Genomic DNA, 23891 nt, shown 5'->3' with positions numbered 1-23891 from the left:
ATCCTGACTGGCATCGTGAGCGACAGCAATGGGTCGATGGCAGTCTTTTGCGACAAGCCGCAATCAGTCTTAAGCTCGATGAAGTTCTCAAGCTGCTACGCTTTCTTTTTCACGGAGGAATCGCGATGCCCAATTCAGACCTACTCCCCTCCCTGCTTTTCAAGATCAACGAAAATCAACTCGCCTTGGAAGCTGCAATCATGGAGCTGACGAACTGGGTCGAACAGCGGGGAGCCGCAGATGTCGCCGAAAACGTGCGCGGCGCCTTGGATGTGATCGACCGCAACGAGGAATTCATCAAAATGACACTCGCGGTGATGATGACGCCGGAGTGAGTGCTATTGGCTGCATACTCAACCGGACGCTCGAACATCCCACCTCCAGTATCTCCCTCCTTTCACCAGGACACCTCGTTAGGAGCTTCCCAAGCTGATAACGAGGGTTCGATTCCCTTCACCCGCTCCACTTCTATATCTCAGCATGATCCCGGATGTGTCGGAGATCAGCTGAAGCCCAGACAAACCGGCCACTTCAGCCGATTTTTTTATGCCTGCATATCCCTACATGCTCCCATGTATGCCTTGGCGGCGTGTATGCCCACATGTATGCTTCAGAAAATCAGAAGTTAGGCATACAAGAAATGAAGCGGAGCGAGATCAAACGCCGACCTCTGGCGGACACTACGCTGGCGAGCCTGGAGCCCGAAGCTACTACCTACCGGGAGCTAGATAGCCCAGGCCTGTACTTCCGAGTCAAACCGAACGGCACCAAGTCATGGGAGCTTCGCTACAAAAAACCGAACGGCAAATGGAGCTGGCATGGCTTGGGCGGCTACCCCGACCTGCCCGGCACCCTGGCGCGCAAAAAGGCCAACGAAGCTAAGCAGCTGATTGCACATGGCACCGACCCCATACAGCACAAGATCGAGCAGCGTGAAGCCAAAGAGATTGCCAGCGCTAATACCTTTGCCGCTGCCGCCGAGTATTGGTATCAACGCAAGGCTCAGGACGGCCGCGCCGCTAGCACTCTACGCCTGATGCGCGGCTATCTGGATAATGACGTGCTGCCAGCGCTGGGTAGCAAGTTGCTGACTGAAATCACCCGCCGAGACTGTGCCGACCTACAAGAACGTATCGAAGCCAGGGGCGCAATGAACACCCGCGACAAAATCCGCGTAGCCCTGCGCCAAATATTCAGCCAGGCCATCGCGCGTGGACTTTGCGAATACAACCCCGCCAGTGAGCTTGGCTCAATCGCCAAGCCGACACCCAAGGCCAAGCAGTACCCTCACCTGCTGGAGCCTGAGTTGCCATCATTCCTGCAAGCCCTACGCCGCAGCACCAGCCGCACGCCAGCACGCGTCGCCACCTGGTTAGTGCTATGGACTGCCAGCCGGCCCGGCATGGTGCGCCATGCTGAGTGGAATGAAATCAATTTTGCGGATGCGCTGTGGTGCATTCCTGCAGCCAAGATGAAAACTCGCCGTGACCACGTCACCCCTCTATCTCGGCAGGCGCTGGATGCCTTGCGCGAACTACACCGCATGACCGGACGCGGTCGCTACCTGTTTCCCGGTATCGGCGCAAAGCAACCGGTAATCAGCGAAAACACCATCAACCTGACGCTGAACAAGGTTGGGTACAAAGGCCGCCTGGTAGGACATGGCAGCCGCCACACGGCCAGCACCCTATTGCGCGAACATCGCTGGGACAAAGACCTTGTGGAAGCACAATTGGCGCACAAAGAGCAAGGCATGGCCGGCCTCTACAACAACGCTGAATATGTTGTGCTACGCCGCACTATGCTTCAGTGGTACGCCGACTTTCTGGGCGCACTAGAAACTGGGATAACACCAGACCAGATTGAAAATTTTAACCGCGCAGTGATTGTCAGCGGTACCAGCGCGCTGTCACAGAATTTCCCCGAGAAGCTTTTCCAGACATAACCCGGCAGGGTGGAAGCACTCATCAGCCGCCTGCCTGGGCGATCTGCAAATCGCAAGAGTATCGGAGAGAGAGGACACATGAGTTTGATTCTGCGCTTTCCAAATGGGGTTACGGCCACATTCCACGCAGCAAAAACCCTGGCTTCAGCGGTGAGCGAAGGCAACGAGGAGCGCCTTTCCAGTCCCTTTGACGTGCTCGCCGCTGAGGTCAACGCGAACGGCTTTGTCATGGTCATTGGCCTAGAGCCAGGCCGACCGGATTATGGGAAGTGCTTTCGCTACTGTCCCAATGGTTTTCAGGAGTTTCTTCTGATCTGGGAAAAGACTGGCGTGACGCGCCAACAAATTTTCGACTTGGACACCGATGGGACGGCAAAGCTGCTGTGCGCCTTCATCGAATGGGCAGATGAGCGGAATGCTGATAATTTCATCCGGGACATCCGAGCTGGCTTGCTTACCGTAAACGACGCACGAAAGATCAGACCAGATGTTTTCAACCGGCCTCGCTTCGCGGACTTCATAGCTGGCGACTTACCTCCAGGCAAGCGAGGGAAAAGAGCTGCGCATCGGCCTGATGAATTCGAATTGTATGCTTTGGCCTGCAAGTTCTACCGCGAATCGACGGTGCTGTCTCTACTGGCGGCCTGCGACAAGGCCATCACACAACGGCCTGACTTGGTACCGGACTCTTGGGACGCAGATGAAGCACCGGAAACTCTCAAGCGAAGGGTAGCCAACTATTGGGACAAATCCATATACACCCACTACTGTTACCGCATGAGCGGCGAGAAAGCACACCGATTTAATAAACGTCCCTGACATACAAAAATCCATTCCGCACAGTGCGCCTGTCCCATACAGGAGCACCCATCTTGAAACGTACCCATTCAGACGCAGATAACGCCGCAACCCTTCCCGAACTCATAACCATGGTCGACCTGGCAACCTTTCTTCGCCGAACCAGATCCGGCGTGAATAAGCTGCGCGCCAAAGACCCCACTTTTCCAAAGCCGATGAAAGACGGCACTGGCAGGCAAGCCCGCGTGTACTTTGTGCGTGCCGAAGTTGAGGCATGGCTACTCGCCAAGCTCGACGCGAGAACGGTAGCCTGACATGAAGAAGTCCAATCCAGCCGTTAGTCCACTTGTAATTTCGAACCGTGACCAGCTGTCAGTGGATACCACCACTATCGCTCAACTGTTCGGCCGCCCACACAAGAATGTGCTGCGCTCGCTGGCCAGTCTTGTCGAGACCGGGGCCATTTCGCAGCTCACTATTGAGCCGCGAGATTACATTGACTCACGAGGCAAGACTCAACCTTGCTATCGCCTTTCCGAGCGCGACGCATTGGTGCTGATGCCATTTATTGGCGGGAAACGATCCATGGAAGGGCAAGCCAAATTGGTTGATGCCTTTCTAGACCAACACCAAGCGCTTCTCCGGCTCGCCAAACAAAAAGCAGATCCGCTGCGCCTACTGGAGCATCAGGACAAGTGCGCTGCTTCCCGGCTGATGTGCGATGCATTGCAGCAAGCACGAGCCGCCGCTGGAAAGTCTACCGAGTCACACCACTACCGCACTGAAGGCTTGCTCTGCAACTGGCTGCTGACCGGCACTTTTTCACCAATAGCGGACTCTGCGCTAAACATCACAGCACTGCGCGAACTGAAAAAAATTCGCTGCCGAAATGCGGCGCTGATCCTTTCAGGAACACCCTATGCACAACGTAAAACACTATTGCGCGAGAGCTTCCCGCTTGAGGTGGTAATTGGCTGATGGCCAAGTCATACGGAAAGTCCAAAGGACGCAGGGAGGCTGGTGGGTTTTCTATGTTTCTGCACGTTGTCGAAGATCACCCAGATTTTCTAAGTTTGTCCGGCAGTGCGCTCAAGGTTCTTCACTGGCTTGTGCGGCAATACAACGGCAGAAACAACGGCAACCTGTCAGCAACGATCACGCAGCTCAAATCGCGCGGCATAGCATCGACCGCAACACTTACAAAGGTGCTTGATGAACTGCAGAACAAAAACCTGATCGTTCGGACACGCGAGGGGCGCTTTCTTAATCCTGGGGGGCGCTGCGCTCTTTACGCTCTGACTTGGCATGCCATCGACGAATGCCCAAGAGCTGATCTGGAGGTAAACGCCACCCGCGCCCCGCCACGAAGTTTTTCCATCAAAAGAACAGAACGCCCACTTCAACTTGTGAAGCCGTTCGATTCAATTAATGAAGCAGGGGAGGCTCAAAATGACCATAAATCGGTGTGAAATGCCGCTGAAACCAGGTTGGCTTGCTTCAATTATTGAATCGATACCGGGGGTACACCTGCTTCAGATAGTGAAGCCCTTTATACATATACCAATGCTTGCTGCTGTTAACGCTGCACTAAGCGATGGGCAAAACAGTAGTGCGCAAGGGCAAAACCCGTCCTTTCCGCCATTCGCGCCGCAATCGGCACTGTCAAATTGCCAAACCATTTCGATAAATCCGGGGAGAACACATGGGCGGCTGGCCAATGGCGCAAGACCATCACCATCCAGGATGCCATCGACGGGGGCTGCGATCCTGCCGAGGTGGCGGCACTGATTCGCCGCAACCCGGCGTGGATCAATCGAGCACAACAGCCCGACCATATGGCGCAATCGCTCCAATTGGTCACCACCGCGCAACCTCCACAAATTGTGGAAGTTAACCGCGAGCCACAGCACCCCATCCATACGGCAGCCACGGCCTCGCCTGAATGGATTGCAGCCCGCGACCAGTACCTCAACCATCTAATGCCGTGCCGCCTCTGCCACGCCCCCAAAGGCCGTTACTGTGTAATCGGGGCAGAGCTGCGTGCCACCTATGACCGCACCCCACTGGAGCCAACCCCATGCCGCAAAGCCTAAAGACCCTGGCCGCTATCGCCTCGAAGCCGGGCACCACCAAGCGCGACTGCCTGACCATCACCTGCCGCGTCCTACGCAATATCTGCCAGGCCAAGAACGCCATTCACGCCGAGAGCCGCGCCTTGCGCCGACAGGCCGGCAAGCTGCGCCAATTCCTGCCGTTCACCGCAATGGCCGTTGCCGACGTGGAACAGCAAGCCCGCGACCACCGCGCCGAAGAGTTAGCCGCCCTGCGCCGTGTACTGGTGGCCTATGGGCAGACAATCATCCGCGACCGTGACGGCATAGCCGAAGCGCTGGGCTTCGATCAACTGGCTGACCTGCTGAACATCAACCGCATAGACCGGGAGCGGGCACGCCGGGAGGGATGGCGCACCCTGTCCGAGCTGGTGGCCATTCACGACCTGGAGAACAGCGCCGAGCGCCGGGGCGACCGCTGGGGCGACAGAAGCCCACTCTATCAGGCGTGCCAACTGGCGCGAATGGATTTCATCCTCGAATGCCCGCCCGAGCTGCTACCCGATCCGTTCGCACCTGGCGCACCGTTCGGACCAAGGCTGCCGCCCGAGCTGCGCATCGTCTGACCCGCTGCCGGCTGCAGGGGTTCGCCCTGGTGGCCGGCACCTGTCCCGTTCAACGGTGCCATGACAGCCGATCACCACCACCCTTTGCTAAGCCTGCGTAACCAAGCGGAAAGTCGAGATAGCGGGGTGGCTCTTGGTGGCGTTGCGGGCCCCCAATTGATCATCGGGATGTCTAAATAATCACGATATTGATTGCCCTGATCGCCGGATGCTGACGTTGTTTGCTGGTCTTTCGTAGGGCTTGTCGTCATCGCCATCTTCCTCGGCATTGTGTCGCCCACCGTGCTGCGGGCGGGCGGTGTCAATACGAAGCAAGAGGAAGGCTGTCGTGGCCTAACCTCTACTTCTGGGGAGTACTCAAAGCGGGGAGATACCGTTTCGTGCAGCGCTTACTGTCGCTGCCAGGGTGATACGGCGGCGCTGGTGTGTATGTCGAGAAATAGGGCACCTTGCTGATGAACAGCACATTCCCCATCCGGTAAGCGCCTTGTTTTTCGCTCATTGAGTTGGCCCTCCGCCTCGTCTTCCCTTGAAGGGTAGACACTCCAGCCTTCGTTCACCACCTCTGCGCCTGGGAGCGGAACGAACTCTCTGCAGAGGAATATCTCGCCGCCCTTCTCGAGGGCGAACGGCCCCCTCGTTTTCGGGCGCAGAAACAGGCGTTGACTTGTCCCTTTATTCCCCTCGAAATCGTCAAGCGCTTTGCCATGCAGGCCTGCAGCGGCGATTCTACCTGTCCTGTCCTGTCTTCGTACTGAGCCTAGGTATGGCGCTGACTGATTCAGACTTCATGAAGGGCGGCCAAGTTGGATGCGCCGGCTAGCTAACGGTGGTGAAACAGCAGGCTAAATTCGCACGTCGCGCACCGGCACTTCATCCCCCAGCTCAATCCACCATCCGTCAACGCGCCGCGTGGTGCGACCGCCGATGTACAACGTCTCTGAATCGTACCCGGTAATCTGGCGCTTCCCGTTCGGCAGAATTATGCCGTCACACATGACCAGATAGACCTTCACCCGCCTGTTGATCAGATCAAGGTGTACCTTGCGCTCGTTGTGTCCGAGCTTGCTTTCCTTGTGGCGCGGGCCTGCCAAGTCGAAAATGTGGACGTGCAGCTTAGGGGCGTTGTCCCGCAGGTAGTCGCCTTGGAATTTTTCTCTCTCGTCGCGCCAAACGCGCAGAAAAACGGCTCCGTCCGCCTCACGCACAGCACCCCAAGACCACCTGTCATTATTGAGCTTTGCGCCGAGGTCGTTGAAGAACTCAGAAATTGTCATTTCGCTCACTGCTCTCCCCGGTTTTTTTCAGTCGCCATGCGTTGTCGCGCAGATAGAGTTCCACCGCGATTTGGGCATACTCAGTCCGCCCCCGGCCGGTGGCTTGGCACAGCTAGTCCAACGGCTCCACCTCCGACTCAGACACTCGGGTAGAGAGCAAGACAGTCTTGACGTGCTTCTTCGGTGTGCTCATGTTGCACCTCCCACGTCTACGGTTATCACTGACCTCTGCGAGCTATTCAGACCGGCAAGCGCTGCGATTGCTTGGCAAGAATGAGCAAGAGTTTAGCCTCTAAAAGGGACTTTTCGTTTTGGGGGCATATTTGGGGGCATGACCCAGATGCAGAATCACCAAGAACCAGTAACTACGCGGCTTTCCAGCCAGCAGGCGTGCCCAGGCAGAGGCGAGCCAAGGCCGCGTCATGTAGGGCTTGTGTCCCCCTGGGCGGGATCTTGCATGCGGCACAACGGCTGGCCAGTCCGCCCCAGCCGACGTAGCGCGCCAGCAGCGCCTGCTGGTCCGGGGTGGCGCGGCGCTGCTCGGCTTCGATCTGATTGAGGGTGCGAATGGCCGCGAGGTTGTCGTTGAACTTCTCCACCTCCCCGCCCTGGCCCAGGCGGGTGGTGTCGTGATCTGGAAGTTACGCGCCGGGACGTTGGGGCTGCCGACCGGCGCCCCGTCGACGGTTACTCGTCCGTCTCATCCGTCTCGTCGATCTCGCGCTCCCGCTTCATCATTTTTTGGTACTCGGCCTCCAGCTTTCCTAGCTCCGCGCGCTCCCACGGCTCCAGTTCCGCCGCGGGCTCCGGTTTCAGCAGGATCAGCTCGCTCAGCGCCACCTCTTCCGCCGCGAACTGCGGGAAGCCCTGCTGCATCAGTTCCAACACCCGTTCCGCGGCCCACTTGCCTCGCGTTTGCAGGGTCGACTCCCAGTCCCCGGCCGCTTTCAGTTCCGCCACCTTCTCCGGCAACCACTTCGTCCAGTGCTTGCGGGCCATCGCCGCGTACCGTCCCGCGCTCATTCTCATTCTCCAGGCTGGCCTTGCCGTCGCGCACGTCCGCGATGACGCGCACCACGTAGGGCTGCATGTTCTGCGCCACCTCGGCGCCGAACCGTTCGACGACCATGCGGACCACAATGCGCATCGCTTCGCGCAGGTCTTGGCTGACGGCCTTCAAGTTCGCCGCGGTTGAGATGAACAGCGGCTTGGCCTTGGCGTTGGTTTCCTCATCGAAGGTTAGCCCTGAATTCAGCCAGCTTCCGCCGCCGAGCAGGGCGCAGAGACCGTTGATCGCATCGTCCAAGGCCTTGCCGGCGTGATTCGCCACGCCGCCCAGGGCGTCCCCCGCAGCGCGCAGGGCGGACTCAGCCTTCGCGGCGGGCGGTGGCTCCGGGACGCCGGTGACTTCGGCAAGCACGTCGCCGAACATGGGGCAGCTCTTCCCAGGCAAGTCCGGGGCCTGTTGCTACCATCAACCGAGACAAACATCGACCGAAGGGAACACCCACTATGAACCTTCGACCCATCACGGCGCTTGCACTGGCCATGGCTTGCAGCACCGCCGCGGCAGATGAGTACCTTGGCAACCTCAGTGCCAATCCCTATGCGCCGAACTCAACCGCCAACCCCTACGGAGCCGGCAGCCGCTACGCGCCGAACAGCATCACCAACCCGGCCGGCCAGTATGGCAGTCCGTACTCCAGCACCAGCGCCGCTACCCCCTACACGACCAGCTCGCCCAAGCTCTACGACAGCCAAGGCAACTACCGCGGCAAGCTGAGCGGCAATCGCTACGCCCCCGATTCAGTGTCCAATCCCTACGGGCGCTATGGCAGCAAGTACTCACCCGATAGCATCAATAACCCCTATGGTGCCGGCAGCCCGTACCGTGCGGACAGCCCGAACAATCCCTATGGAAACGGGTTGAGGATCATCGGCGATGATCAATAAACGCCGGCAGGTTGGCTGTAGCCTAGCGCTGGTCCACCGCTTGCATCCGACTTGACCAGTGCGCAGCAGAGACGCGACAGGCAGAGATCGCCCCTTCAACGCCTGGCTCGCTCGATTCGATCCATTCAGGCCCTGGGTTGTCCTTTTCGTAGCCAGCGATACTGCACCGGGTCGATCCGGTGCAACTCGCGTATGGCCTCATCACGCTTTTCTGCTGACATGCGCGCCAGAAGGGAACGCACCTCGTATTCGATGCTGTCTGGCTTCGCGCCACGCGCCTCGTGCCTCTGCAGAGAAGCCCTGCTTCCTAGTCCAAGTTCAGCCGCTTGCGTGTCTCGTCGCTCATGAAGATATCGTAGATATCGCGAAACTCGCGGGCCTGGGTCTCAATCGCCGTTACCTTGTGATACCGAATTGAGTCGTGCACAACAATTACCTTGGTAGGCGGCTTAAACGGATTGTCCAATTCGACCTCGACCACAACGGGGGGCTTTTCGTCGCCAAGTCTTTCAGCATCGGCCTCCGGCGGCGGTACATAGGCAAGGCGGCTGGCCTCGGGGAACAAGACTACGTTGGTACCCGCCTCGCCCGTCTGCACGGATGGGAAGACCAGACCGTCGACCTGCTTGCCAAAGCGCAGCCGTAGGTACTCGAACACCACCTGCGTCGACAGATAGCTCAGCTCATCATTACGAGCCTTTGGCCTGGACATCTTTTTGACAAGTGAGCCCAGGAATACCTTGCGGTGTAGTGCTTCACGAAACCCCACGTCTAGGAGCGACAGATCCGGGGGGGCAACCTGGTCTAAGACCGTGAGGTCGAGGAGCTTCAGTTCGGCGACTGGAGTCAGCGCTGCGCTCACCACATGATCCCCGGTGATGGAGCGGATTTCGCTCAGACAGGTCTCTCGCTCCAGCGCGCAGTACAGGGCCGAGATACCGTTCGGCGTCATCCTTTGACTGCTTGCCAGGAACCTCGGAGTTGGACCGAATTGGCCAGCGGGATCATTAATTATCTTCTCGGCTTCGCTGAAGCCTTTAGCAAGACGCGCACGGTACATCAAGTCGCCATTGACCAAGGTCCGGATGGCTTCAGGCTTAAGGCCTTCGTCATCGGCGACCAACAAAGAGAAAACCGAGTCGAGAAATTCTCCGGCATTCGCGTTGAAGAAACGGTGCGTGTACTGCACACCCTCTACGAACTGGTCCCAAAGACCTTCGTAGAAGTTCACCTCCATCGCGTCATCTTCGCCATAAAAGTGTGTAGTGTCGCCGACATCATCTAGATTGAATTCGGCGGGAACGCCGCTACACAAATCGTCGAAATATGATTCATTTCCGAGATCAAGCCATTCCGAGAGAACAATGTCTATTTCTGCAATGGGGAACAGTTCAACCCTGGCCCCATACAACATGCTGAGCTCGTAATCCGAGAGATTCTCCTTACGGGCAATATTCTCGCTAACCCGGGCATAGACGTATTCAAATAGAACCTGGGACTCAATTGCCTTTCCACGGCGCTGGCAATACTTGCAGTCAGCGTCCTGCCCGTGCGCATCGAACAGCTTCTTGAGAGGTTCCGGAGTGACGCATTCAATACAAATCATCGCTTCTTCCTGAAGGTTCTTTTTCTCATACATATGCCTGGAGCCATCTACTTAGCAAAGCTGGCAGCGCGCGTGTAACCCCAAAAAGCGGCAGCTGATTGCTAAGGTAACCTCCTTCAGGGATCATTTGAACAAACATTCCAAGGAGGGCCGAGCCACTCATGTCCCCAGATAAATCTCTTGTCGCTGCCCTTCAAGCGCTGTGGGACATCCCGCCACCCGGCCCACAGAATCTCTGGAGCAGCCGGGAGTTCGTCGCACTGAAGGAATTGCTCACCAAGCGTGACCGCAGCGGAAAATCCACCTTCGGGCTGGAGGCCTCCATCGGCAATGCGCTTAAGTCGCTGGGTCTACCATGCAGCACCCCCCATCTGCTCAACCAGCCCAGGCCGGACATGGGCACGGTGGCCGCCGCGTTGGCTCACGAGTTTCAACGGACCACCACTAGGCGGCGATACCTCTGCCCGCTCGATATGGCCGATGAGCTCCCGTCCTTCCAGTTTGGCAATGCCCGGATGGGTCGATTCGCTGCTGCCGAACTTGAGGTTTTGTTCAATGCGCCCCGCTTAGAGCGCTGTTATCCCGGTATACGGCTGGATACTCAGCGCCTGTCCCAGTTCCATTGGATGGTCGTAGAGGAAGACATCTCGGTTCGAGGCGAATCGGGCAATCGCCAGTTCTCCTGGCTGGACTTCCCCTTCGGAAAGGATCTGGGCGAGATTGTTCCCCATAGTGGGCGCTTCCCCGCGGCGGTAGAGCGCGCGCTGTTCTTCCTGCTGCTGGCGCCATGGGAAGACTGGGCCGAGATGACCGAGGTGGACTGGCGGGGTTTCCGGCTGCCTTGGGTATACACCCTCGACAATGACCTGTGCGCGTTCCCGCCTCCGCCGCCACCCCCTGAGCGGCTGTCGTGGGAGCCATACTCCCACCAAGTGGATCACGACGAGTGGGAGGAATCCGAACGCCCGATGTGGTTGCGAACCTGGGCAACCGCCGAGGATGTGCGGCAGGCACTGGAAGCTAGGTGGGCGCTGCTGCAGGCAGCGAGTGCCCAGGCGTCGGAACTTTTCTCAACTCCGGTGGAGCACTTCCTGGTTCGTGCGTTCCTTTCCGATGGCATCGACGAAGTGATGGCGCACCTCATCATGATTGAGGCCGCGTTTGGCGCCGAGGCAGACCACAGGCGCAAGCTGCGACTGACAGGCGATAATCACGACGAATCGCCGACACGCAGGGTTGCGGCAAGACTGAGTGCCGCCATAGTCGAGCCCGGCGCAGCGAAGGAGTATCTGGACCTTTACGACATGCGATGCACCTACGTTCACGGGCGCCCTGAAGGTCGCATCATCTCCACCCAACAGCGTGTCTTGGCACGTCGCCTTGCACGCGAAGCGGCAAACGCCCTGGTTGGCCTAGCGCAAGCACAACAGTCCCGCGAAATCGTCCTGCTCGACTTGCTCAATCGCGGCGTGGCGAACCTCCCACCCAAGCCGTGACCATGCGGCTATGGGGAAAAAAGCTTGGGGAAGAAAGGGTCAGGGGAAGGGGGTTTAAGGGGAACAGGCCCTGGCCCTACCCGAAAAAGCTACTGTCACCTCCAGGTTCTAGCGCCAACCTCCAGATACGGAATAAGGGTGAAAAGGCCAGTATTCTCCTCGCCGCCATCCAGCCCGGGGTCAGCTCTAGTGCTCAGGAACAACCCCAGTAGTTATCGAAGGGAGCGCCGGCCTAAATCCAAGAGTAGTGTGATGCCGCGCACTTCGAGGGCAGCGACCGAGCACACTTCAATGATCACCACGGATGGACGCAAAGCTGACAGAGCAGTATTGATCTCACAGTCATTGTTTCGCGTGGTCCGCCGCTAACTCAGGCGCAGCCTCATGAAGGTAGGCGGTGTGTTGCGAATGTCCGCATTGGGTTGTGGATTCAACCGGTCGTGGAAGACAGAAAATTGGCCAGGAGCAGTTATTCGAGATATGTCCTCTAAGCAGACGCCCCCTACCTGCCCCGAGTTTATTGGTACGTATCACTTTGAGTTATCCCGACAAAGTGCAACGAAAAACACATTTCCTAAGCCCTGAAATCAAGACTCGTCCGTCCCATTTTGTCTTGTTATGTGTAGTACCTGAGGTGCACCTAAAAAGAACGATGCGCTAGCGGCGCTGATCCCGTTGACCCCCAATGAAGTCGACCCCCTGAGCGAATCACTCGCAATTTCCCAGTGCGACGATAAAACACCATCGCAGTCGAGAACCCGCATAGCACTGACTCCCGAGTGCCTGAGCGTCGCCGTGCTGATCGCCCTTAAAACAAAACCGGAGAATGACGTGGTTCGAATCCAGAACCATTGGGCTCTTTTCAGCAGTCGCCACGAAGAAATTGATGATTCTGCAGCTCCATAAAGGGGCGAGAAAACTTCATAGTTTCTTAAACAGTACGCGCGCGGAACATCATCAGGGACGGGCGGCCAGTTTGCGATGGCCGCCAATAGCCGCAAAAATCAGAGGCGTTCGACACCTGTCTTGCCAGAGGCAACCAGGCGCTCCAACAAATGGGCTGGCTGAAACCACATGGCGCCATAGCCACCAAGTACCTCTCGGTAATGACCGATTCGCTCCAGCAAATGTTCAAGCCCCAGCCCTTCGGCGTAATGCATCGGCCCACCGCGCCAGACCGGGAAGCCGTAGCCATTGATCCAGACCAGATCTATGTCACTACTGCGCTGGCAGATGCCTTCATCGAGAAGCTGGATACCTTCGTTAACCAGCATCAACACACAACGGTCATGAATTTCCTGATCACTGATCACTCGACGTTGAATGCCCAACTCACCAGCGATTTTCTCGGCGAGTGCAACCACTTCTGGATCATCCTTGCGCTCGCGACCTTCATAGAGGTAATAGCCGCGATTGGTTTTCTGACCGAAACGGCCGAGGGCGTAGAGCGCATCGGCAAGTTTGCAGTAACCGGGATCATGGGCTAAGACCTCGCGGCGCGACTCGCGCACCAGGAAGCTGACATCGATACCCGCCAGATCGTGCATGGCAAAGACGCCCATCGCCATGCCAAGACTGGTGAGCACATTGTCAACCTGCGCAGGCGTGGCACCCTCCAGAAGCAGACGGTGCGCCTCGCGTGAGTAAGGTTCGAGCATGCGGTTGCCGATGAAGCCGAAGCACACCCCGGAAACCACCGGGATCTTGCCAATGCGCTTGGCCACTTTCAGCGTCGTGGCCAGGACATCGGCGGCCGTGGCTGCGCCGCGCACTACTTCAAGCAGGCGCATGACATTGGCCGGACTGAAGAAATGCAGACCGACGACGTCCTGTGGACGGCGCGTAACAGCGGCAATTGCGTCGACATCCAGGGTCGAGGTATTGCTGGCGAGAATCGCGCCGACCTTACACTCCTCGTCCAGGGTACGAAACACCTGCTGCTTGATTGCCAGTTCCTCGAACACAGCCTCGATGACCAGATCAGCGTCGGCGATATTGGCATAATCCAGAGTGCCGTGGATCAGCGCCAGTCGCTGCTCCATCTGCTCGGAGGTGAGCTTGCCGCGCTCGACACTGGTTTCGTAGTTCTTGCGGATCAGCGCCAGACCGCGCTCCAGGGCATCGGCCCTGAGTTCCAATAGTGTCACCGCCATGCCCGCGTTGGCGAAGTTCATGGCAATCCCGCCGCCCATGGTGCCAGCACCAATGACCGCGACCCGGTTGACCGGACGGATCGACGTGCCGGTGTCCAACCCCGGCAATTTGCCGACTTCACGCTCGGCGAAGAACACATGGCGCAGGGCCTCGGACTCGGTGGAAGCCTCGGCCTCTTTGAACAGCTCGCCCTCGCGGGCCAGGCCCTCGGCCAGCGGCAAATTGCAGGCTGCTTCAATCGCCGCCACCACCCGTTGCGGCGCGCTCTGGCCTTTCCAGCGCGACTGATTCGCCGCGCGATAGTCGGCGAAATAACCCGGCAGCAAGGCTGTACCCGGGGTTGGGTGCGGCCAGTTCGGGCGGCACGGGCGGCACGGGCGGCCCGGCGCCTGTCTGTGAATCAGTGCCAAGGCCAGTGCCTTGGCCGTTTCGAGCAAACTATCCGCGGTGGGTGCCACCCAATCCAGCAGCCCCAGCACCTGTGCTCGATGGGTGCCGATCGGCTCGCCGGACGAAATATATTTCAGCGCTGCCGCAGCGCCAATCAGACGCGGCAAACGTTGCGTACCACCAGCACCGGGAAGCAAGCCAAGCTTGATTTCCGGCAGGCCCATACGCGCGCCGGCTTCAGCCACCCGGTAGCCGCAGGCCATGGCGAGCTCAAGCCCCCCGCCCAATGCCAGCCCACCGATGGCGGCGATTAACGGTTTGTCTAACTCGGTCAGACGGGTCAGCAAACTTGGCAGGTCCGGCTTTGCGAAGGACGCCGGGCTACCAAACTCGGAAATGTCAGCGCCGGCGCTAAACACAGAACCTTCGCCGTGGAGAATAATCGCTTTCACGCTGGCGTCCGCGGCGGCGCGTTCACAGGCCTCCAGCAATTGTTCGCGCAAGGCCTGGCCGAGAGCGTTAACGGGAGCACTGGCAAGGCCGATCAAGGCCAGCGGTCCTTCGCAGCGATAATTGATTAAGCTATTCATAGGTGATCTCTCTGGCGGATGAAGCAAACAAGCTGTCTTCACCCAGTTGGTTCTTCCTGAAACTGATCATGTTCAGAACTGTGCGGCATCCAGCAAATAGAGGCTGTCACTGCCGGCCTTGACCGAGGCGCTGAGCGAGTGGATACGGGGTAGCACGCGAGCGAAATAGAAGCGTGCCGTACCCATCTTGCTGGCGTAGAAATCATCCTCGGCCTGTTTGCCCATGGCCGCCTTGGCCATGCGCGCCCACATATAGGCGTACGCGGTGTAGCCGAACACGTGCAAATACTCGACCGAGGCGGCGCCGATTTCATTCGGGTTGTTTTGCGCCCGATCCAGCAACCAGGCAGTCAGCTCATCGAGGGTATCGACAGCTGCGTTCAGCGGCTGGGTAAACTCGCCGAGATCGGCACAGTCATTGGCGGTGAAGTGACGGATTTCCGAAGCGAACAAGCGGTAAAGCGCCCCGCCGCTGCCGACGATCTTGCGCCCGGCCAGGTCCAGCGACTGGATGCCGTTGGTGCCTTCGTAGATCTGGGTGATGCGCACGTCGCGCACCAATTGTTCCTGGCCCCATTCGCGGATGTAGCCATGGCCACCTAAAACCATCTGACCATGCAGGGTGGTTTCCAGACCCATATCGGTGAGAAACGCCTTGGCCACCGGTGTCAACAACGCGACCAGTTCCTGTGCGCGGGTGCGGGCGGTTTCGTCTTCGCTGTACTTGGCCGTGTCGAGTTGCAGGGCCACGTAGCTGGAGAACGCACGGCCGCCTTCATTCAACGCCTTCATGGTCAGCAACATACGGCGCACGTCCGGGTGCACGATGATCGGATCAGCGGCTTTTTCACTCTCCTGCGGACCCGTCGGGGCACGGCTCTGAATACGCTCGCGGGCATACTCGACGGCGTTCTGATAGGAGCGCTCGCCTTGTGCCAGACCCTGAATACCAACGCCCAGACGCTCGTAGTTCATCATGGTGAACATCGCCGCCAGCCCCTTGTTCGGCGCGTCGACGATCCAGCCGGTGGCGCCGTCAAAGTTCATCACGCAAGTGGCCGAGGCCTTGATGCCCATCTTGTGCTCGATGGAGCCGCAGGACAGCGCGTTACGATCGCCCAGCGAGCCGTCAGCATTGACCAGCACCTTGGGCACCAAAAACAGCGAAATGCCTTTTGCCCCGGCGGGAGCACCCGGCAGTTTGGCCAGTACCAGGTGGATGATATTTTCGCTCAGATCGTGTTCGCCACCGCTGATGAAAATCTTGCTGCCGCGGATTGTGTAGCTGCCATCAGCCTGGGGCTCGGCCTTGGTGCGGATCAACCCCAGATCGGTGCCGGCGTGGGCCTCGGTCAGGCACATCGAACCGGTCCATGTGCCGGCGTACATGTTTGGCAGATAGCGTTCCTTGAGTTCCTGGCTGGCGTGGGCCTTGAGTGCCAGGCAGGCACCCGCCGTCAGCATTGGGTACAGACCGAACGACAGATTGGCCGAGTTGACCATTTCTTCAATCTGGGCGGAGATCGCCTTGGGCATGCCCATGCCGCCAAACTCAGGATCGCCACCGACACCGCCCCAGCCACCTTCGGCAAAGGCACGATAGGCTGCCGGGAAACCGTCCGGCGTGGACACTTCACCGTCGTTCCAGGTGCAGCCTTGCTCGTCGCCACTGCGCAACAGCGGAGCGATGATATCTGTGCTGATGTTGCCGGCCTCTTCAAGGATCGCGGCTGCCGTCTCTTCGTCGATCACCTCGGCCAACCCGGGCAATTGAGCCCAAAGTCTGGACACCTCGAAAACTTCATTGAGAACGAAGCGCATGTCGCGCAGGGGGGCTTTGTAAACAGACATGATTGGCTTACTCGGACATTGTGAGGGCATGTGGCACGCCCGGTTTGTTGGAATTGTCGCTATCACTGCTTTGTCTCCCCGATTCAGCCGACGCAGCACGACGGTTCAGCGAGGGCCCACGCAACAGGAAGTAGGACAGGGCCGGAATCAGGATCAGCGCGCCGAGCATGTTCCACAGGAACATGAAGGTCAGCAGGATGCCCATGTCGGCCTGAAACTTGATCGGTGACCAGGCCCAGCTCACCACACCGGCAGCCAGCGTGATGCCGACCAGGCCGACCACCCGACCGGTGAAGGCCACGGCGTTGCGGTAGGCTTCGGACAGCGGCATACCGCTGCGTTGGTAATGCAACTGCACGCTGAGCAGGTACAGCGCGTAATCCACACCGATACCCACACCCAGGGCAATAACCGGCAAGGTGGCGACTTTCACGCCGATGCCCATGGCGACCATCAAGGCCTCGCAGAGGATCGAGGTCAGTACCAGCGGCAAAAGCGCCACCAGCGTGGCGCGCCAGCTGCGGAAGGTGATCAGACAGAACAGCGTCACCGCCAGGTACACGTACAGCAGCATGGTGTGATTGGCTTCACGCACCACGATATTGGTTGCCGCCTCGATACCCGCAGTTCCGGCGGCCAGCAGGAACTGGCGATCCGGGGTGCTGTTTTCCCTGGCGAACTTGTCGGCGATGGCGACCACCGCATCCAGGGTTTCGGCCTTGTGGTCCTTGAGGTAGGCAATGACCGGCATGACCGAACAGTTGTTGTTGAACAGCTCCGGCGCATTGACCGAGGCCTGTTGCGCGCCGTAGTTCAACACGTCCTGATTGCGCTGGATGTTATTGAGCTTGGGGTTGCCCTCGAAAGATCCGGCAGTGATCTGGCGCACCGCATTGACCAGCGATGAGGTCGCTTGCACTCCCGGATATTGCTGCAGTTCCCAGGCCAGGCGGTCGGCCAGGACCAGCGTCTGATAATTCAGGCAGCCCTCTGGCGGAGTCTTGATCATCACTGCGAACAGGTCGCTGGACAGCGCGTAATGGCCAGTGATGTAGGCGTTATCGCGGTTGTAGCGCGAGTCGGCACGCAGCTCCGGAGCACCACTGTCGAGGTCACCAATCTTCAGATGCATACTGACGGCGAAACCGGCAATACCCAGCACCAAGGCACCTAGTACAGTGCCGATAGCCCAGTTGCGAGTGGTGAAGCGGTCGAGCAAGTCCCACAATTTTCCGAAGCCACGATGCGCTGCAGCGCGGCTGTCGATCTTCAAGGCGCGCTCGGCGGCCTTCTTGCCAACGCCGACGTACGACAGCGCGACCGGCATCAGCAATAGAGAGGTGAAGATCAGGACCGCGACACCAATACTGGCGGTAATGGCCAGGTCCTGGATCACCGGGATGTCGATCAGCATCAGCACCGCAAAACCCACGGCGTCGGCCAACAGCGCAGTGACCCCGGCGATGAACAGGCGGCGGAAGGTGTAGCGCGCGGCGATCAGTTTATGGGTGCCGCGGGCGATGTCCTGCATGATGCCGTTCATTTTCTGCGCGGCGTGGGACACGCCGATGGCGAAGATCAAAAACGGCACCAGCACCGAGTACGGGTCTATCGCATAACCCAGCCAGGCGACGATGCCCAGCTGCCAGACCACTGCGATCAGCGAGCAGCCAACTACCAGCAGGGTGCTGCGCACGCAGCGGGTGTAGGCGTAGATGATCACCAGCGAGGTGACCACGGCCAGGCCGAAAAACATCATTACCTGGATCAGACCGTCAATCAGGTCGCCGACCAACTTGGCGAAGCCGATCACGTGGACTTTGTATTTGCCGGAGCCCTCCTTGTCATGCATTTGCCTTTCAAGTTTCTTGGCGAACGTGTGGTAGTCGACGCTGTGTCCGGTTGCCGAAGCAGTGTCGAGCAACGGCACGATCAACATGGTGGACTTGAAGTCGCTGGCTACCAGGTTACCGACAATGCCGGAGCGGTTGATGTTCTCGCGCAGTTGTTCGATATCCGCAGGCGTACCCTGATAGGTGTCTGGCATCACCGGTCCACCCTGGAAACCTTCCTCGGTGACTTCGGTCCAGCGTACCGACGGGCTCCACAGCGACTTCATCCATGCGCGGTCGACGCCTTCGGTGAGGAACAGTTCGTCGTTAACCTGTTTGAGCACGTTCAGGTAATCGGGGTCGAAGACGTCTCCTTCGGTGTTTTCAACCACCACCCGCACCGAGCTGCCCAAGCCGCGCAAAGACTTGCGGTTCTCCAGGAAATTTTTAATGTACGGCTGGCTCTGCGGAATCATCTTCTCGAAGCTGGGACGCAGCTCGAGACGGGTCGCCATCATGTAACCCAGTACCAGGGTGATCACTGCCATGAGCAACATGAACAGGGGGCGGTGATTGAAGACCCACCTTTCCAGCCGGTTTCCGGAACTTCGATCGAAGTCTTGCAAGTTGCAAATCACCGGCATCGTGTCTTGTTGGATATTGCCCATGTCTGGGTACCTCGAATTGATACAGTTCTTATTCTTGTGAAAGCACGCGCGCACCACGGTTGCCGACCAACACCAATGTGCCGTCGGCTGCCTGAACGGCGCCGGCAACCGGTGACGGGTTTTGCTGAGCCATCAATTTCAAGCCTTGCCCGCCATCCTGGCTGACCAACCGTTGCCCGGCCTGAGTAAACAGCTCGTAATGGCCGTCGGTGTCCAGGGTGGCGGCGGTGATGTTCACTTGCAGCCCCGTATTGAGTGGGGCCCAGTTGGCGCCGCCATCGGTGCTGCGAAACACATGTCCGCGCAGCCCGTAGACCAGGACTTCGCCAGGCTTGCCGACCACACCGAAAAAGCTGCCTTGATAAGGTGTTGGCAGAGCCAGGAAACGCTGCTGCGTGTCATCGAATTTGAGCAGCAAGCCCTGTTCGCCGGCGATGTACAGCGCATCGCCGGCAGTGGCGATGGCATTGAGGTGCAGCCCCTGCGGGTTATCGATACGGTCCTGGAACGGGGTCCAGTGCTTGCCACCGTCTTCAGTGCGCAGGATCAGATTGAATACACCCACCACGTAACCGAGTTGGTCATTGGCGAACCAGACGTCGAGCAGCGGCTTGTCGGCGCCCTCTTTCGTCAACCGCTGGCCGTCTTCGACGAGCTGCGGCCATTGTTCATTGCCAGGTTCTGCCTGGGCCAGGGCGCTGTAGTGCTTGACCAGCAAGTCGCCGATCTGGCGGCCATCGAGTTGTTTGCTCCAGGTTGCGCCGGCATCGCTGCTGTGCAGCACGACACCATCGCTACCCACGGACCAACCTTGTTGTGGCGTAGGAAACGAGACGGCATTGAGGTCAGCACTGACCGGCACACTGGCCTGAAGCCAGTTCTTGCCGGAGTCGTCGGAGTAGAGAATGTGACCACGCTGCCCGACAGCGACCAGCCGATCACCCGCGCGGGCCGTGGCCAGCAAAGGGCTGCGCACGGCCAGGGTACTGAGCCTGGCTGGCTGGTCCAGCACGTCAATGAAGTTGGTGGCCTGGGCGATTCCCTGTGACAGAACCAGTGAGGCGCCCAGTGCCAGCAACAGGCACTTTTTGTAAGAACCCATACTGCATCCTCTTGAGAAAACTGCGCTGGGGCGCGCAAGGCGCACCCGGCGCTGGAGTCAGGCGCCCAGTTAGGGTGTGAATCATCTGGGCGCTTTATCGCGGGATGCTTAGCGGATGCCTGCACCGGCCAGGGACTCAGCTGACCACTGCGCCTTGGAGAGCGGCTCGATGTACTTGATGCCGCCGTAGGGACCTACCACACCATTGATGTTGTAGGACCCGCCGACCAGGTCGTAGATCATGAACGGCGTAGAGTCCGGCACCTGTTTGTCATAGCTCTGACTGAGGAAAGCGAAGGAACCACGGTAGAGCTGACCATGTGCGTCGTACTGGTCGGAAGCCAAAGCTGTCCAGCTGTCTTCATCCAGGTAGAAGCGACGCTTCTGGTAGATGTGACGAGCACCTGGCTTGAGATTGCCTTCAACGACCCACACACGGTGTTTCTCCCAACGCACGAAGTCGGGTGACAGGTGGTTAGGGGTGGTCAGCGACTTGGGGTCTGCAACGTAGGTCAGCTTGTAGGTGTTGTAAGGCAGGATCATTTCCTGCTTGCCCACCAGCGTCCAGTCGTAGCGGTCCAGCGCGCCGTTGAACACAAACCCGTCGTCGAAGGTCCCTGCACCGGAGGTACCTGGGTTAGGCGTGTCATAGGCCAGGCTGGGAGCCAACTTGACTCGCCGCTGGCCCGGCAGGTACTGCCAGGCGCGGCGTGGCTGTTGCAACGGGTCGGCGGCGTCCTTGATCATCAGAGCCTCGCCGGCACGACGTGCGGGACCTGTGTAGGCCACCTTGATCTGGTAGTACACGTCCGCACTGCTGATCGGCTGCGACATGTTCTCGTAGATTGGGTAGTTGATGAACGTCTGTCCGGTAGTGGCCAGGCTTGGCACCCCCGCCGAGTCAACGTTCCAGGAATCATACTTGGTGGTGATGTTGACGCCCTGGTAACGCAGCAGGAAGTTCCACATCGCTTCGGCACCATTGTGCGGGACCGGGAACGGCACACCAGGCAGAACGTTATCGATGGCCAGGCCGCCTTGCAGGGACTTGGCGCCGCTGGCGTTTTTCACGCTGTTGTCCAGCACATTCTGAGGCAACGCAACGGTGCGGTGAGTCGGGTAGACATCAACACGAAACGTGGGAAAACGCTTGGCCAGCTCAGCCGTGGTGGCAGTGAGCATGCCCTTGTATTTGTCGACGTTCTTGCCATCGATCACCAGCAGCGGCTTCTCGCTGGCAAAGGGGTCCGGACGCATGGTGTCGCCCGATTTGAAGCTGGCCGGCGCGGTGGTCAGGCCACCGGCGTAGGCCGGAATCGATCCATCGGCATTGGCGGCTTTTTCAGCGCCGACCAGCGTCAGGCTGGTGCCGAGCTTGGCAGCTTCCTCGGCGGTTACGGCCGCCTGCGCATGTGCGCCCAACGTCATGGCCAGGGAAGCGGCCAGTAAAGTTTTGACGAATTTCATGTTGTTCTCCTGCTTAGTATCTAAGCAATGGGTGTATCAGAAGGTGGTTTTCAGCGTCAGGTACACAGCGCCACGGTCTTCTGTGGTTGCGCCGCCTCCCGAGAAGGCCGAATAGCCACCGGCGTAGCAGGCATAGTTTTCGTTGCCACTGAAGGCGTTCGGGGTCGATCCATCGCCACCTCCGGCGTTGGCTGCACCGGTGCTGTTGCCGCTGACGTTGCACTTGTCAGTCTTGCCAAAGGAATCCACATACTTGAGGTCGACAAAGTATTTGTTGTAAACGATGGCGCCGATGCCAGCGGCGTAGGTGCCAGTGTCCTTGGCGCCACCGCCGACCACAGGGGAAACACCATCGAGGCCAACGTTCACGGACATCGGCGTGTTCAAGTCCACGCCCGGGAACACCTGGTACCAGGTCGGTGTGAAGTTGACGGCAATACCCCAGTTGTCGCGGGTCGGCGCATCGATACCGCGGTAAGTGCTCTTGCCTTTGTAGAGTGCCGAGTTCTTGTCATCGAGCTTGAGCAGGTTGCTGTAATACAGTTCAGCGAGCAGTACGGCCTGGTCGTACACCGGCGTCTTGGGCAGGGTCATCAAACCGTTGAGCGTCCAGTGCAGCGTTTCGCCGGTGGCGCTCATGCTGTCGCCGTTGTGCGGGACGTCGTAGATGACGCCAGTGGCCGCGGTACGTGCTGGCAACAGGCCAAGACCTTGCCCGAAGCCCAGCGGGCTGGTGGAACTGACGATGGCCGGGATACTGGCCAGCGGCATGTTTTCGCGAATGTTCAGGTCGCTGCCAACACTGATGCCGCCGAAATCCTTGGACAGGCTCAAACCGTAGATATCGATATCGTCGGAGTACGCCAGTTGATAAGTGGCGGTGCTCAACGAGTTCAGCGTGTTGACAACAGCCGGCACCTGGCCCGCTGGACGCGTGCCATTGGGGTTGGCCGAGGTGACCCCGCGAGTGTCGAGCCAGGCCTGCGGCAGGATGTCCGAGGTCTTGCGGTAGTAGACGCCGAGGGTGCCGTCCAGCCACTCCGGTGACCACTTGGCCATTACGCCCCAGTCGCCTTGATTGCCAGGGTTCAGGTCATGACCACGAACCACGTTGGTCAATGCGTTGCAGGGGGCGACGCCGCAACCGAGCGGGCTGCCCGGCGTGATGGAGTTGGTGTTGCCCAGCAGGAACGACTGCGCGCCGAAGCCCACCAGGTCGGAACCGCCATAGTAGGTGCCCGCTTCCGGCAGACGCGCAGCATCCCATTTCAGGAAATACTGGGCCCCCACGGTCAACTCGGGATTGACAGTGAACGACATCGACAGCTGGTTACGCGGAACGAACAGCTCCTTGGCCTCAGTACCCGGCGATGCGGCGAGCTTGGCGAGATCGAGGCCGGACTGGCCGTAGCTGACCGAATGCACCGGGTTGAGAATGGTCTCACCCCAGAATACGTTGTGCTGGCCGGCCTTGACACTCAGCATCGATTCCTCGCCCACTTCGGTGCTGTAGAACACGAAGGCATCGAGGATTTCCCCGGACGGACCGGTGTAGTAACGCTGGGCGTAGTTGCTCAGGTGCGGACTGCCATTGCCGACGTTGTCGTTGGTGACACCGGCCAGGCGCGGGTCGTTGGCGACCAGGCCAGAGCGTGCATCATTGCCGTTGACGAACGGGTTGGAGTTGGAACCGGTGTTCTCATAGGCTTTGTCGTACCAACTGGCGGCGCTGACACGAAAGCCCATGTTCTGTTTATAAACAACATCCATCTCGGTCAACAGGTCGACACGGTTGGTGATGTTGGTCCCGGACTTACGGAAGTTGTAATCACCATCGTTGTTGTTCGGCGAGCCGAGCATGCGCTTGTCGGCGCTTTCGGTGCGTACGCCGTAGTTGTACTTGACGGTGTTGTCCAGGCGCACAGACCAATCCGGGCTACCGGTATCGAACTCGAACGCGTGGCCGGCGACCGGCATGATTGCAACGACAACAGCTATGGCCAGCGGACTGCGACGCAAGATGAAGGGCTGACTGTGTTTCATATGGCTGGCTCCATTTCTTATTATTGTTGGGGATACTTGGAA

At 58.9% G+C, this 23891-nt stretch carries 20 protein-coding genes; 10 read left to right on the top strand and 10 right to left on the bottom strand.

Going from position 1 to position 23891, the window contains the following annotated elements:
- Nucleotides 1–125: 125 nt before the first annotated feature.
- From BSF40_RS09850 to BSF40_RS09815, 8 genes are all read left to right on the top strand, one after another.
- The gene (locus BSF40_RS09850; RefSeq protein ID WP_095964979.1) at nucleotides 126–335 is read left to right on the top strand and encodes a hypothetical protein; all 210 of its coding nucleotides are present in this window, start codon (nucleotides 126–128) and stop codon (nucleotides 333–335) included.
- A gap of 305 nt (nucleotides 336–640) precedes the next feature.
- Nucleotides 641–1945, top strand: a complete 1305-nt coding sequence (locus BSF40_RS09845; RefSeq protein WP_095964978.1) for a tyrosine-type recombinase/integrase — start codon at nucleotides 641–643, stop codon at nucleotides 1943–1945.
- A gap of 78 nt (nucleotides 1946–2023) precedes the next feature.
- Nucleotides 2024–2764, top strand: a complete 741-nt coding sequence (locus tag BSF40_RS09840) for a hypothetical protein (protein WP_095964977.1) — start codon at nucleotides 2024–2026, stop codon at nucleotides 2762–2764.
- A gap of 53 nt (nucleotides 2765–2817) precedes the next feature.
- Nucleotides 2818–3057: an AlpA family transcriptional regulator gene (locus BSF40_RS09835; protein WP_007944165.1), complete on the top strand. Its 240-nt coding sequence runs from the start codon at nucleotides 2818–2820 to the stop codon at nucleotides 3055–3057.
- A gap of 1 nt (nucleotide 3058) precedes the next feature.
- Nucleotides 3059–3721: a Rha family transcriptional regulator gene (locus tag BSF40_RS09830; protein WP_095964976.1), complete on the top strand. Its 663-nt coding sequence runs from the start codon at nucleotides 3059–3061 to the stop codon at nucleotides 3719–3721.
- Complete coding sequence (locus BSF40_RS09825) at nucleotides 3721–4212, top strand: hypothetical protein (RefSeq protein WP_178081982.1); 492 nt, start codon at nucleotides 3721–3723, stop codon at nucleotides 4210–4212. Before BSF40_RS09830 ends, BSF40_RS09825 begins: the two co-directional genes overlap by 1 nt.
- A gap of 198 nt (nucleotides 4213–4410) precedes the next feature.
- Nucleotides 4411–4836 carry a hypothetical protein gene (locus BSF40_RS33495; RefSeq protein WP_371918074.1) on the top strand — a complete coding sequence of 142 codons (426 nt, stop codon included), beginning with the start codon at nucleotides 4411–4413 and terminating at the stop codon, nucleotides 4834–4836.
- Entirely contained in the window at nucleotides 4821–5420 is a 600-nt protein-coding gene (locus BSF40_RS09815) for a hypothetical protein (RefSeq protein WP_095964975.1), read from the top strand. Before BSF40_RS33495 ends, BSF40_RS09815 begins: the two co-directional genes overlap by 16 nt.
- 845 nt (nucleotides 5421–6265) lie before the next feature.
- Here the strand turns inward: BSF40_RS09815 and BSF40_RS09810 are convergent.
- The 3 genes from BSF40_RS09810 to BSF40_RS09800 all read right to left on the bottom strand — a co-directional run bounded on the left by BSF40_RS09810 (nucleotide 6266) and on the right by BSF40_RS09800 (nucleotide 7720).
- Entirely contained in the window at nucleotides 6266–6706 is a 441-nt protein-coding gene (locus tag BSF40_RS09810) for a hypothetical protein (RefSeq protein WP_141249723.1), read from the bottom strand.
- 356 nt (nucleotides 6707–7062) lie between these two features.
- On the bottom strand, nucleotides 7063–7296 hold the full coding sequence (locus BSF40_RS09805) for a hypothetical protein (protein ID WP_095964973.1): 234 nt from the start codon (nucleotides 7294–7296) through the stop codon (nucleotides 7063–7065).
- 88 nt (nucleotides 7297–7384) lie between these two features.
- Nucleotides 7385–7720 carry a hypothetical protein gene (locus tag BSF40_RS09800; RefSeq protein ID WP_095964972.1) on the bottom strand — a complete coding sequence of 112 codons (336 nt, stop codon included), beginning with the start codon at nucleotides 7718–7720 and terminating at the stop codon, nucleotides 7385–7387.
- A 489-nt stretch (nucleotides 7721–8209) separates the two neighbouring features.
- Here BSF40_RS09800 and BSF40_RS09790 point away from each other — a divergent pair, with 489 nt between their 5' ends.
- Complete coding sequence (locus BSF40_RS09790) at nucleotides 8210–8650, top strand: hypothetical protein (protein WP_218195152.1); 441 nt, start codon at nucleotides 8210–8212, stop codon at nucleotides 8648–8650.
- 307 nt (nucleotides 8651–8957) lie between these two features.
- Here BSF40_RS09790 and BSF40_RS09785 read toward each other — a convergent pair whose 3' ends face one another.
- Entirely contained in the window at nucleotides 8958–10289 is a 1332-nt protein-coding gene (locus BSF40_RS09785; RefSeq protein WP_256589449.1) for an RES family NAD+ phosphorylase, read from the bottom strand.
- A 128-nt stretch (nucleotides 10290–10417) separates the two neighbouring features.
- On the opposite strand from BSF40_RS09785, the gene BSF40_RS09780 reads away from it, so the two are divergent.
- On the top strand, nucleotides 10418–11752 hold the full coding sequence (locus tag BSF40_RS09780; RefSeq protein WP_095964970.1) for a hypothetical protein: 1335 nt from the start codon (nucleotides 10418–10420) through the stop codon (nucleotides 11750–11752).
- A 1004-nt stretch (nucleotides 11753–12756) separates the two neighbouring features.
- Here BSF40_RS09780 and BSF40_RS09775 read toward each other — a convergent pair.
- The 6 genes from BSF40_RS09775 to BSF40_RS09750 all read right to left on the bottom strand — a co-directional run bounded on the left by BSF40_RS09775 (nucleotide 12757) and on the right by BSF40_RS09750 (nucleotide 23849).
- Nucleotides 12757–14886, bottom strand: coding sequence for a 3-hydroxyacyl-CoA dehydrogenase NAD-binding domain-containing protein (locus BSF40_RS09775; protein WP_095964969.1), 2130 nt, complete (start codon nucleotides 14884–14886; stop codon nucleotides 12757–12759).
- 72 nt (nucleotides 14887–14958) lie between these two features.
- Entirely contained in the window at nucleotides 14959–16737 is a 1779-nt protein-coding gene (locus BSF40_RS09770; RefSeq protein WP_095964968.1) for an acyl-CoA dehydrogenase C-terminal domain-containing protein, read from the bottom strand.
- A 7-nt stretch (nucleotides 16738–16744) separates the two neighbouring features.
- Nucleotides 16745–19237, bottom strand: a complete 2493-nt coding sequence (locus BSF40_RS09765; protein ID WP_095964967.1) for an RND family transporter — start codon at nucleotides 19235–19237, stop codon at nucleotides 16745–16747.
- Between the two features lie 28 nt (nucleotides 19238–19265).
- Nucleotides 19266–20339 (bottom strand): YCF48-related protein, encoded by a 1074-nt coding sequence (locus BSF40_RS09760; protein WP_095964966.1) that lies wholly within the window; start codon nucleotides 20337–20339, stop codon nucleotides 19266–19268.
- 108 nt (nucleotides 20340–20447) lie between these two features.
- Complete coding sequence (locus BSF40_RS09755) at nucleotides 20448–21806, bottom strand: DUF1329 domain-containing protein (RefSeq protein ID WP_095964965.1); 1359 nt, start codon at nucleotides 21804–21806, stop codon at nucleotides 20448–20450.
- Nucleotides 21807–21842: 36 nt separating this feature from the next.
- On the bottom strand, nucleotides 21843–23849 hold the full coding sequence (locus tag BSF40_RS09750; RefSeq protein WP_095964964.1) for a DUF1302 domain-containing protein: 2007 nt from the start codon (nucleotides 23847–23849) through the stop codon (nucleotides 21843–21845).
- Nucleotides 23850–23891 lie beyond the last annotated feature (42 nt).

It is taken from the genome of Pseudomonas sp. ACN5 (genome assembly GCF_002303975.1).
Taxonomy (GTDB): Bacteria; Pseudomonadota; Gammaproteobacteria; order Pseudomonadales; family Pseudomonadaceae; genus Aquipseudomonas; species Aquipseudomonas laurylsulfatiphila.
Note: the sequence above shows the minus strand (reverse complement) of the source record. Positions and strands in the feature narration are given on the sequence as shown.